This window comes from Komagataeibacter kakiaceti JCM 25156, from assembly GCF_000613305.1.
On the sequence record NZ_BAIO01000039.1, the window covers coordinates 1 to 11,383 of the forward strand.

An 11,383-nucleotide genomic window follows, 5' to 3' on the forward strand; every position below is an offset into this window, starting at 1 on the left:
CGCGGAACGGACCCATGCGATGACGCTTCCCCCCACCCCCCGCAAGATACCCCGCGCCATCACGCAGCTCGGCCGCACGCGGCAGGACGAATATGCGTGGATGAAGGACGACAACTGGCAGAACGTGCTGCGTGATCCGTCCCTGCTCCGGCCGGACATCGCCGCGCATCTGCGGGCGGAAAACGCCTATACCGCCGCCATCCTGTCCGGCACCGGGGAAACGCAGGCCGAACTCGTGGCGGAAATGAAGGGGCGCATGCAGCCCGATGAAACCTATCCCGCCGTGCCGCACGGGCCGTTCCTGTACCAGACCGGCTACACCCCCGGCGCGCAGTACCCGGTCTATACACGCCATCCCGCCGCCCACCCGCAGGCGACGGAGGTGCTGCTGGATGTGAACGCGGCGGCGCGCGGGCATGACTATTACGCCGTCGCCACCGCCAGCCACAGCCCCGACCACACGCTCTTCGCCCATGCGGAAGATACGCAGGGATCGGAAATCTACCGTATCCGCATCCGCCGCATCGCGGAGGAGGCCGGGACGCTGCCGCCGGTTGAAAACTGTAGCGGCGCTTTCGTCTTTTCCCCCGACAGCGCGTACCTGTTCTGGGTCTGGCGCGACGAACATGGCCGCCCGGCGCGCGTCTATCGCCGCCGCATCGGAGAGGAAGCGGATACGCTGGTGTATGAAGAAGCGGATCCCGGCTTTTTCGTCAGTGTCGAGACCACGCGCTCGGGCGGGTGGATCATCATTTCCAGCGGCAACCACGACACATCCGAATCCTGGCTGATCCCCGGCCATGACCCGCTGGCCCCGGCGGCCTGCGCCGCCGGGCGGCAGGCGGGGCTGATCTATGGCCTCCACCATCAGGCGATCACTTCATCATCCTGACCAATGCCGATGGCGCGCGGGACTTCAAGCTCATGACCACGCCCGACACGGCCCCCGCCCGCGCCAGCTGGCCGCGATCTGGTGGGCCATGAGCCGGGGCGTTACATCACCGACTGCGTGGTGTGGTCGGGCCATCTGGCATGGCGGGAACGGCGCAACGCCAATACGCGCATCGTCATCCGTGACCTGCACGGCGCGACCCACGCGCTGGAACCCGATGAAGCCGCCTATGACCTGACCTTCGGCAGCGGCTACGAATACGACACGACCGAGCTGCGCTACATCTATCAATCCCCCACCACCCCGCGCGAATGGCATGCCTATGACATGGCCACGCGGGCGGACCGCCTGCTCATGCGGCAGACCGTGCCATCGGGCCATGACCCGGCGCAGTATCGCTGCTGGCGGCTCATGGCGCAGGCCCCGGACGGGGAACAGGTGCCCGTAACCGTGCTGGGCCGGGCGGACACCCCCATTGATAGTTCCGCGCCGCTGCTGCTGTATGGCTACGGCGCATATGGCCATGCCATCGACCCGGTATTTTCCACCCGCGTGCTCAGCCTGGTGGACCGGGGCTGGTTTTACGCCATTGCCCATGTGCGCGGCGGATCGGAAAAGGGGTGGGACTGGTTCCTGGGCGGCCGGGGGCGCAACAAGCCCAATACGTTCAGCGATTTCATCGCCTGCGCCCTCTCCCTGACCGAGGCGGGATTCGGTAGCGCGGGGCGTATCGTGGCGGACGGGCGCTCGGCTGGCGGCATGGTGATGGGCGCGATCGCCAACATGCGGCCCGACCTGTTTGCCGGAATCGTGGCGGTCGTGCCGTTCGTGGATGAACTGAACACCATGTCCGACGCATCCCTGCCCCTGACACCGCCGGAATGGCCCGAATGGGGCAACCCGCTGGAAGACGCGCAGGCCTATGACCTGATTGCCAGCTATGCCGCCTATGAACAGGTGGGGCCACGCGCCTATCCGGCCATCCTGGCCATGGGGGGGCTGACGGACCCGCGCGTAACCTACTGGGAACCGGCGAAATGGGTGGCACGCCTGCGCGATCACACACGTTCCGACCGGCCCATCATGCTGCGCACGAACATGGAGGCCGGGCACCGGGGGGCCACGGGGCGCTTCGATTCCCTGAAGGAAGCGGCCCTGATCCATGCTTTCGCCCTGTGGGCCATTGAAACCGCCGCGCCAACACGGGATTAATGGCGTTGCAGGAACGTTCCGGTTACCGTCCGCACAGAATTGAGCCCGTTTCCAGAGGAATGATCATGACGGATCCCCACAACGCGGATCAGGATCGTCCGTATCTCCACCTGCGGGGGGAGAAGGCCGATCCTCTATCCACGATGCGTAATTTCCGTTCATTCCAGGAAACACGGCGCACCCAGCGGATGGCGCGCGCGGCGCTGGCGCTGTTTTTCGTGCTGCTGGCGCTTTACACGGTTCGGGGGTTCCTGCCGTCGCTGATCTGGGGCTGTATCTTCGCCATCGCCTCGTGGCCGCTCTATGTCCGCGCCCGGCTGCGGTGGCATTCGCGCACGCAGCGCGCCCTGCTGCCGCTGCTGTTCACGCTGGTCATCGCCCTTATCTTCCTCGGGCCGCTGGCGCTCTTCGCCCTTGAGGCCGGGCGTGAGGCCGAAGGCGTGCTCAGGCTGCTCAATGACGCCCGCCATTCCGGCATCCCCCTGCCGCAATGGACCAGCCGCCTGCCCTATGGCCGCGTGGCCATCGAGACATGGTGGAATGAGCATCTCAGGGATCCGGCCGATGTCTCCGCCCTGCTCGGCACGCTGAACATCGGGCGCGGGGTGCAGGTCACGCAGCAGCTCGGCACACAGGTCCTGCACCGGGTGCTGCTGTTCGCCTTCGCCATCCTGACCCTGTTTTTCCTGCTCAAGGATGGCGACGCCGTCATCCGCCAGTCGCTTAACGTCTCCCGCCGCGCCTTTGGCAAACGCGGCGAACGGATCGCATTGCAGATCATCGCCTCGGTCCATGGATCGGTCTCGGGGCTGGTGCTGGTGGGAATCGGCGAAGGGATGCTGATGGGCGTCACCTACCTGCTGGCGGGCGCGCCGCATCCCTTCCTGTTCGGGGTGGTGACCGCCATCGCCGCGATGATCCCGTTCTGCGCCATCATCGCCATTACCGCCGTCGCCCTGCTGGTGCTGATCAACACCGGCGCGATGCTGACCGCCATAGCCATCATATTGCTGGGGATTGCCGTGATCCTGCTGGCAGACCATCTGGTGCGGCCCGCCGTGATCGGTGGCTCGACGCAGCTTCCCTTCCTGTGGGTGCTGACGGGCATACTGGGCGGTGCTGAAAGCTGGAGCCTGCTGGGGCTGTTCATGGGCCCCGCCATCATGGCGGTGCTGCACATGCTGTGGCTGAACTGGAGCCGGGCGCGCGAGTAGCGGGAGCGGGCATAAAAAAAAGCATCCCAAACGGGATGCTCTGATCGTCTCTGACCAAAAAAGGGTTTTATCGCAGACAGGGATATCGGGCAGGCGGGATTCGAACCCACGACCCCCAGTCCCCCAGACTGATGCGCTACCAGGCTGCGCTACTGCCCGCCTGTCTGCGATGGGCAGGGTGTAGCAGCCTCACGGGGGGACCGCAAGGCATGTTCTGAACCAAACCCGAAAAAAAACTGATAAATCAGACCGGCACCATGGCGCGCAGGGCCTGCAGTTCAACCAGCACGCCGCGCAGATTGTCGCGCAGCGCCATGTTTTCCGCCTGAAGGCGTTCAAGCTCGATCATCACGACCTGTTCCAGCGGCTGTTCCGCCTCATCACGGGCCTGCTCTTCGCCATTTTCATCGAGTGCCGCCTGTATGGCCGATGCGGCGGTCGCGGCGAAGGATTCGATCTCGTCTTCCGCCGCCTGCGTGCTGACGACCACCTCTTCCACCACCACATCGGGCGCGGCCACGGATTCGATCAGTTCGGGCCGCGGAGGTTCCGGCGGGGGGGAGGAAGCCTGCGGCTGCACGGGCGCGGTTTCATCCGTCAGGGCATCGGCGTCACCACCCAGCACCGCCTGCGCTTCCGCCACGGACAGTTTACGGACATAGAGCAGGTCCGCGATCCGTCGCAGCACGGCAATATCATGCGGGCGGTAATAACGCCGCCCGCCCTGCCCGCGCAGCGGGGCGAGCTGGGGGAAGCGGGTCTCCCACATGCGCATGACATGCTGGGCCAGACCGAGTTCACGCGCCACATCGTAAATGGGCAGGCCGTCCATACCCGTTACGCCATGACCGTCCTGCCAGTTGGCTTCAGCCGGATCGTACTGCGCGTTCATTCCTCATCTCCTTCGGGCAGGTCCGCATCGGCGGCCTGACCGTTGACATGGGCGCGAAGCAGTTGGCTGGGGCGAAAAACCAGAACGGAACGCGGCAGAATCGGTACCTCCACGCCCGTTTTCGGATTACGGCCCGTACGCTGCCCCTTCTGCCGGACGGAAAACGTGCCGAATCCACTGATTTTCAGGGTATCGCCAGCCTCAAGCGTCCGCGCCATCCGCTCCAGAATATCTTCCAGAATATCGGCGGATTCATGGCGGGACAGGCCGACCTGATCATATATCTGTTCTGCCAGAGTGGCGCGCGTCACTGTGCTCATGCGTAAACGTTATGCATGCGCGTCGCCATCGTCAATTGAATGTCGTTGATGAAACGCCGGTTTCATCAACCATTCATTGCAATGTTGCACCGAAACGACATTAGAGCCGGACCAGCGCCGATCCCCATGTCAGCCCGCCACCCAGGGCTTCGAGCAGGACGAGGTCGCCCTTGCGGATGCGCCCGTCGCGCACGGCCTCGTTCATGGCCAGCGGAATGGAGGCCGCCGAGGTATTGGCGTGCCGGTCCACCGTGATCACCACGCGCTCCGGCGGCAGCGCCAGCTTGCGGGCCACGCCATCGATAATGCGCAGGTTGGCCTGGTGCGGCACCAGCCAGTTCACATCGGCATGGGTCAGGTTATTGGCGGCCAGCGCCTCATCAACCGAGGAGGACAGCTTGCCCACCGCATGGCGGAACACCTCACGCCCCTGCATGCGCAGGTGCGCCGGTTTGTCGTGCTGGCCGGTCGCGCCGTCCACAAAAAGCAGGTCGCCATACTGGCCATCGGAATGGAGATGCGTAGACAGGATGCCCGCCCCGTCACCTGTGGCATCCGCCGAGGTCAGGAACACCGCGCCCGCGCCATCGCCAAACAGCACGCAGGTACCACGGTCGGACCAGTCAAGAATGCGTGAATAGACTTCGCTGCCAATGACAAGCGCGGATCGGGCCTGCCCGCAGCGAATCAGCGAATCCGCCATGGACAGGGCATAGATGAACCCCGAACACGCCGCCGCCAGATCGAACCCGAACCCCGAGGTCATGCCCAGTTCCGCCTGCACACGTACCGCGGTGGAGGGAAATGCCTGATCCGGCGTGCTGGTGGCGACGATTATGGCATCCACATCGGCGGGCGCGGCCCCCGCGTAGTCCAGCGCCTGACGCGCGGCCCGCGCAGCCATGGAAACGGCGGTGTCGCCTTCCCCCGCTATATGGCGCTGGGCGATGCCGGTGCGGCCACGAATCCATTCATCCGATGTATCGAGCCGGGAGGCGAGTTCATCATTTGTAACGATCCGCTCAGGCAGATAACCGCCAAACCCGGACAGAAGCGAGCGTTTCGCCATCATGCCTGTTTTTCCACCACTCTCATCTCACATACACAGGTGGAGGCATGCACCGCGGCCTGCCCGTCCTACCGGATGTCACTGGGTCAGGATGCAGGAACCGCCTGCGACTGGTCCGGGTTCGCCTTGACGGATGTCAGGCTTTCCATGCGGGCCAAGCGCTCACGGATTCCATCGTTGAAGCGGTGCGTGACCATGTCCATCGCCACATCGACCGCCGCCGCGAATCCTTCCGCGTCGGTCCCGCCATGCGACTTGACCACGACTCCGTTCAGCCCGACGAACACCGCGCCGTTGTAACGGCGTGGATCGAGCCATTCCTTCATGCGCTCCAGACCGGGGCGGACAAGCAGATAGCCGATCCGGCCCAGAAGGCTGGAGGTAAAGACCTGCCGCAGGAGGGTAAACGCCATTTTCAGCGCGCCCTCCCCCGTTTTCAGGGCCACATTGCCGGTAAAGCCGTCCGTCACCACCACATCGGTAGTGCCCGCCGTGATGTCATGCCCTTCCACGAAGCCGTGGAACTGCCTGCCCAGCGAACTGCCGCGCAGCACTTCCGCCGCCTGCCGGAGCCGGTCGTCGCCTTTCAGCTCCTCCGACCCGACATTGAGCAGCCCGATGGTGGGCGCGGGCAGCCCCAGCACCGCCTTGGCGAAGGCTTCGCCCATCACGGCGAATTCGACAAGGTTGCGCCAGTCGCACGCCACGTTGGCCCCGAGGTCAAGCATGACCACATCACCCCGCGTGGTGGGGCTTATGGCCGCCATGGCGGGGCGGGTGATGCCGGGCAGCGTCTTGACCACGATCTTGGCCAGCGCCAGCATCGCCCCGCTGTTGCCAGCGGATACGACGCCCTGCGCCTCGCCCTGCGCCACGGCGTCCATGGCCAGCCGCATGGACGAATCGCGCACCCGCAACGCGGCGGTTGGCTTCATGTCCATGGAAATGGCCGAACGGGCCGGACGGATTGTGCAGATGGCGGCCGCGCGTGGATGGCGGCTCAGCAGGCCGGACAGTTTCGCCTCGTCCCCGACCAGAAGGATTCTGGCTGAAGGATGTCGGTCCGCGGCAATCGCCAGTCCGGCCACCACAACTTCCGAACCGCCATCTCCCCCCATGCCATCAATGGCAAGGGTGTAAGACCCAGTCTCGGAAAAGGAGGAACCTGTCTCGCTCATGCTCGTCTTGTGCCGGGTAGGAAAGAAACGCGCAAGATCAGGATATACACTTTGAAATGACCATATCCCCGCGCATCCCGGGCGGGACGCCCCGTGGGGCGCCCGCCGGCGCGACCGTTGTGAATCGCGCCGTTACCGGGTCATGACGCCAGTGGCGTGCTGTTGTCAGGCGCGGACCGCCGTCTTCAGCGCCTTGCCGGCGGACGCGACTTCACGCCCGTCATAATGCCCGCAATGGCTGCAGACATGGTGCGGGCGCTTCAGCTCACCGCAGTTGGAGCATTCCGCGTGCGCCTGGACAGGCAGCGCAGCATGGCTGCGACGCATGCCACGACGGGACGGCGAGGTTTTTCTCTTGGGTACAGCCATGGGCCCGGGCCCCTCCGATCTGGATCACAACCGGCAGGCACACCCTCGTGGCGATACACCGGTCAGTTATCAATAATTGAGGGGGGCGCTCTAGCAGACCATTTGCACTTGCGCAAGGGATGATGCGCATGACGTCTGGCGAGTTTCCCCCTCCTCGGCCTCTTCCTTGCGTCAGTTCTGCTTTTTTTTCAACTCGGCCAGGGCGGAAAAAGGCTGCCTGCGTCCGGTTTCCTCCGGCGCGGTTTCCTCCGGCGCCATCAGTTCGGGCGGAATCCTGCTGCCCGGCTTGTGCGGATACGGATCGAGGGCGAGGGAGAGTTCCTCCGTCGCCAGTTCGCCCAGATCGATGCTGTCGCGCTCATAGGGCACTTCATCGACGGCGAAGGGGTCGATCTCGTCTTCCTCGCGGAAGCGTTCGGCGGGGATGCAGCGCACGGTGAACGATTCCGCCAGCACGTCCTCGAACGCTTCAAGGCTCACGACGCATTCCTGCGTCACATGCGCGGTCAGCCACCCTTCGGCCAGCACTTCCCCCCGCGCCCCGGCTTGAGCCGGTAGCGGCACGACAGGTTGCGCAGCCCCACGATCCCGAGCCGCTTCACCAGCCGGCGGCATTCGTCCTCCGATGCCTCGACCACGGTTTCCATGCCCTTGGCCGGGATGCGCCCCACGGCCATGGGACGGGAAAATTCTGCATCCATGCGTCATACTCCTGCGCGTGTATTCGCGGGCCATGCCCGGCGGGGCCTGATGGCGATATTGCCCTGCCCTGCGTGTTTTTCCACCGGCGGGGCGATCTGCGATTGACTTCATTTACCCAATCGGGCACCGGAAAGACGAACCGCGCCATGCGCCATGCCCTTATTGCAGGATATTTTCCGGACCATGAGGTCACCCCAGGTCAAGCAGCCCCGCTCCCGTTCATTACGCCTGTTTTCGTGCGCTGTCATCGGGGCGGCGGTCGGGCTTTCGGGCTGCTCGCTGTTCAAGCCGTCGGTCCTGCAACGCGGCTCGCTGGTGGAGCCGGATGATTACAACAAGCTCAAGACCGGGCAGAGCACGCGCACGGATGTGATGGACGCCCTGGCTCCCCCACCGCGCACGCCACGTTTGACGATAATACATGGGTCTATGTCTCCATGACCCAGGTGCTGGCCCCCATCAGCTTCCCGCGCATACGCAAGCAGGAAGCGGTGGTGCTGACATTCGATCAGGACGGCATCCTGCATAACATGCGCGTCCTGCACAAGAACGACGCCCGCTATGTCAGCATGGCCTCGGGCAGCACACCCACGCCGGGCACCAAGATCAACGTCATGCAGCAGATCCTGGGCAATGTGGGCCGCTACAACCCGCTTAGCCAGATGAGCAGCACCTATGGCGGCAGCACCGGCCCGATGAACAGCATGAACGGCGGGCCGGGCCATGGGGGACAGGGCAACTCCCTGCCCTGACCCACGGGCCGCCTGAGCGGCTATTCGGGCAGGATGATCCGCACCCTCGCCCCTCCGAGCGGTCCCGCTTCCAGCGCGATATGGCCACCATGGGCGTGAATGATGTCGCGCGCGATGGCAAGGCCGAGGCCGGTGCCCCCTTCCTTCCCGCTCTCGAACGGACGGAACACGCTTTCACGCCGGGATTCCTCCACCCCGCAGCCGTTATCATCCACGTACAGGATGACCTGCCCGCGCGCGCGCTCGGCTGAAAGCTCCATGCGGTCGGCATGGTTGCGCGCGTTCTCCACCACGTTGTTCAGGACGCGGCGCAGCGCGTTGCTGCGCCCGGTAATGGTCAGGTCGGGCGGCATGACCATGCCGATGGCGATATCCGCGCCCATGCGGCGCTGGGTGGCGGCGATTTCCTCGAACATCTCCTCCACCCGGATCACCACGGGCACCTCGGCCCCCTCGCCCCGGGCGAAGGACAGGTAGGCTCGATCATGCGTTCCATTTCCGCGATATCCCCGATCATGTCGGAAATGTCAGGCTGAAGGTCGCCAGCGTCGATCATGCCCGCGCGCGGGAACATGGCCAGTGAAAGGCGAAGGCGCGTCAGCGGCGTGCGCAGGTCGTGCGACACACCGGCCAGAACGGTGGTGCGCTGCTCCACGAACCGGTTGATCCGGTCGCGCATGCGGTTGAAGGCCACGGCGGCCTTGCGGATTTCCTGCGCGCCTTCGGGCACGATGGGCACCGTGTCGCGCCCCAGCCCGAACAGTTCCGCCGCCCCGCGCCAGCCGCCTTATGGCGCGCACCTGATTGCGCATGATCAGCGCCGCGATCAGAAACAGCACCAGCGCGCTGCCCGAGGCCCACGCCACGAACAGCCAGACCGGCGCCACGTCCAGCCGCTTGCGCAGCGCCACGACCTGAAGGATGCCGCCGGGCACCTGCACCAGAATCACCATGTGGCGGTGCGGCTGCTTCCAGTCCACCAGAGTCGGCCACGGCACGTTGTCGCGCAGGTCGCGCACCAGATAATCGTCAATGGGGCCAAGCACGTGGTTGGTGCCGCTTTTCTGCAGGCTGGCCCCCTCGCGCCACGTCATGACCAGATCCGCGCGCCTGCCCATGTCATCCAGTATCCACTGCCGGTCCGCCGGCGAAGGGTAGCGTTCGAGCATGTCCAGCGTCATGGAAATGGTGGTGACCATGTTGCCCGACAGGCGGCGGGAGACGATCTGGAGGTAGTTGCCGTAAAACAGCTCCAGCGAGATCGCCTGCGTCACCAGCAGGGGGATGAACCCGATCAGCAGCATCCGCCCCAGCAGGGAACGCGGCAGGATGCGCCGGACCAGACGCTCACGTATCCTGCGCCACCCCTGCGGGGCGGGGCGCATGTTTTCGGCACCATGGGGGGCGTTCATGCTTTCCCTTTCGGACGCAAAAAAACCGGCTCCCTTGCAGAAGCCGGCTTTTCGCGGGTCAGACCCATATTCCGATGACGTGTGGCTTAGAAGCCTTCACGCTCCAGGCGCTTGCGCTCCATCTTGCGGGCGCGGCGCACGGCTTCAGCGGCCTCGCGCGCCTTGCGCTCGGACGGCTTTTCGTAATGACGGCGCAGCTTCATTTCGCGGAAGATGCCTTCACGCTGCATTTTTTTCTTGAGGCCTTGAGGGCCTGATCAACATTGTTGTCACGAACGAGAACCTGCACTGGGTCATCAACTCCTGGTCGGCCATCCGGTATGGGCGGCGCATGAAACTGAAACTTGGGGAACATCCGCCCGAGGCTATTCCCTTCGTGCGATTCCCAAACGGGCCGCAGCTATATCACACTCCCGCCCGGCAACACAAATCATTCCCGCATATCGGCCAAACGAATTTCATGCCCCCTTTCGCCCACCCCCGGCAGGCGCGGTTCCTGCCCCATGACAGAACAAAGGCTCTGCCCGCATGACGCTGCTCAAGATCGCCCGGATGGGCCATCCGGTCCTGCTCCAGCCCGCCAGCCCGGTGGCGGATCCGCAGGCCCCCTTCATCCGCACCCTGGTGGAAGACATGATCGAAACCATGCTGGACGCCGGTGGCGTGGGGCTGGCCGCGCCGCAGGTCCACCAGAGCCTGCGGCTGTTCGTGTACCATATTCCCGCCGCCCGACGCACGGATGCGGAGTCTCCCGCCTGCCCGCCTTCCGCCCTGATCAACCCGGTCGTGGAACCGGTGGATGATGCCATGACGGACCGGATGGAAGGCTGCCTGTCCATTCCCGGCCTGCGCGGCTGGGTGCCCCGGTACGAACGCGTGGCCTACAGGGGGGTCAATGAGCACGGACAGGAAATCCATGGCATTGCATCGGGCTTTCTGGCCAATGTATTCCAGCATGAACATGACCACCTGAACGGGATCCTGTACCCCATGCGGATGACGGATCTGGCCCGCATGGGATTTGACACGGAAATGGCGCGTTACGGAGAACCCGCATGAATCTTTCAGTTCTGGTCGCGGCCGCGACGTCCGCGCTCCAGCCCCCCGCCCTTGCACATTCACCACAAAGTGATACGCTACTGCGCCGCTTCCTGGCCGACCCGCGCGCGGGGCAACAGCCCTGGACCCCCGCGCTGCTGAAACAGTGCATGAGCGCGGATGCCGACCTCCTCTTCCCCGGCGGGATGGCCCAGGTGGCGGAAGCCTGTTTCGACCTCATGGACCGGGACATGCTGGCCGCGACGGACCAGTTCCGCAGCCGCAGGATCAGCCGCCGCGTGCGCGCCGCCATCGTGTTCCGGCTGGCCACTG

The 11,383-nt window shown here is 64.8% G+C and carries 8 protein-coding genes, 1 tRNA gene and 6 pseudogenes; 6 read left to right on the forward strand and 9 right to left on the reverse strand.

The annotated features are described in order from the left end of the window. Positions 1-19 precede the first annotated feature (19 nt). From JCM25156_RS30740 to JCM25156_RS04680, 3 genes and pseudogenes are all read left to right on the forward strand, one after another. Positions 20-1,186, forward strand: a pseudogene (locus JCM25156_RS30740) (S9 family peptidase); the annotation flags it as partial. 117 nt (positions 1,187-1,303) lie between these two features. Beyond that, entirely contained in the window at positions 1,304-2,104 is an 801-nt protein-coding gene (locus tag JCM25156_RS30745; RefSeq protein WP_242402472.1) for a prolyl oligopeptidase family serine peptidase, read from the forward strand. Positions 2,105-2,163: 59 nt separating this feature from the next. Beyond that, complete coding sequence (locus tag JCM25156_RS04680; RefSeq protein ID WP_025812301.1) at positions 2,164-3,318, forward strand: AI-2E family transporter; 1,155 nt, start codon at positions 2,164-2,166, stop codon at positions 3,316-3,318. A gap of 85 nt (positions 3,319-3,403) precedes the next feature. Here the strand turns inward: JCM25156_RS04680 and JCM25156_RS04685 are convergent. From JCM25156_RS04685 to JCM25156_RS21555, 7 genes and pseudogenes are all read right to left on the reverse strand, one after another. Next, a tRNA-Pro gene (locus tag JCM25156_RS04685) sits at positions 3,404-3,477 on the reverse strand. Positions 3,478-3,562: 85 nt separating this feature from the next. Beyond that, positions 3,563-4,210, reverse strand: a complete 648-nt coding sequence (locus tag JCM25156_RS04690; RefSeq protein ID WP_025812302.1) for a MerR family transcriptional regulator — start codon at positions 4,208-4,210, stop codon at positions 3,563-3,565. Continuing rightward, on the reverse strand, positions 4,207-4,530 hold the full coding sequence (locus tag JCM25156_RS04695) for an integration host factor subunit alpha (protein WP_025812303.1): 324 nt from the start codon (positions 4,528-4,530) through the stop codon (positions 4,207-4,209). The genes JCM25156_RS04690 and JCM25156_RS04695 overlap by 4 nt, the downstream gene beginning before the upstream one ends. A gap of 100 nt (positions 4,531-4,630) precedes the next feature. Continuing rightward, positions 4,631-5,602 (reverse strand): beta-ketoacyl-ACP synthase III, encoded by a 972-nt coding sequence (locus tag JCM25156_RS04700; RefSeq protein WP_025812304.1) that lies wholly within the window; start codon positions 5,600-5,602, stop codon positions 4,631-4,633. A gap of 83 nt (positions 5,603-5,685) precedes the next feature. Beyond that, positions 5,686-6,777: a phosphate acyltransferase PlsX gene (gene plsX / locus JCM25156_RS04705; protein ID WP_025812305.1), complete on the reverse strand. Its 1,092-nt coding sequence runs from the start codon at positions 6,775-6,777 to the stop codon at positions 5,686-5,688. Between the two features lie 165 nt (positions 6,778-6,942). After that, positions 6,943-7,146, reverse strand: a complete 204-nt coding sequence (gene rpmF, locus JCM25156_RS04710; RefSeq protein WP_003620805.1) for a 50S ribosomal protein L32 — start codon at positions 7,144-7,146, stop codon at positions 6,943-6,945. 171 nt (positions 7,147-7,317) lie between these two features. Next, positions 7,318-7,847 (reverse strand): annotated as a pseudogene (locus JCM25156_RS21555) (YceD family protein). Positions 7,848-8,031: 184 nt separating this feature from the next. Here JCM25156_RS21555 and JCM25156_RS21560 point away from each other — a divergent pair. Continuing rightward, positions 8,032-8,600, forward strand: a pseudogene (locus tag JCM25156_RS21560) (outer membrane protein assembly factor BamE). Between the two features lie 20 nt (positions 8,601-8,620). Here JCM25156_RS21560 and JCM25156_RS21565 read toward each other — a convergent pair. Beyond that, positions 8,621-9,985: pseudogene (locus tag JCM25156_RS21565) on the reverse strand (sensor histidine kinase). Between the two features lie 113 nt (positions 9,986-10,098). After that, positions 10,099-10,301: pseudogene (gene rpsU / locus JCM25156_RS21570) on the reverse strand (30S ribosomal protein S21). A 239-nt stretch (positions 10,302-10,540) separates the two neighbouring features. Here rpsU and def point away from each other — a divergent pair. After that, on the forward strand, positions 10,541-11,071 hold the full coding sequence (gene def, locus JCM25156_RS04735; RefSeq protein WP_025812306.1) for a peptide deformylase: 531 nt from the start codon (positions 10,541-10,543) through the stop codon (positions 11,069-11,071). Next, a pseudogene (locus JCM25156_RS04740) lies at positions 11,068-11,383 on the forward strand (rpsU-divergently transcribed protein); the annotation flags it as partial. The gene def and the pseudogene JCM25156_RS04740, both read left to right, overlap by 4 nt.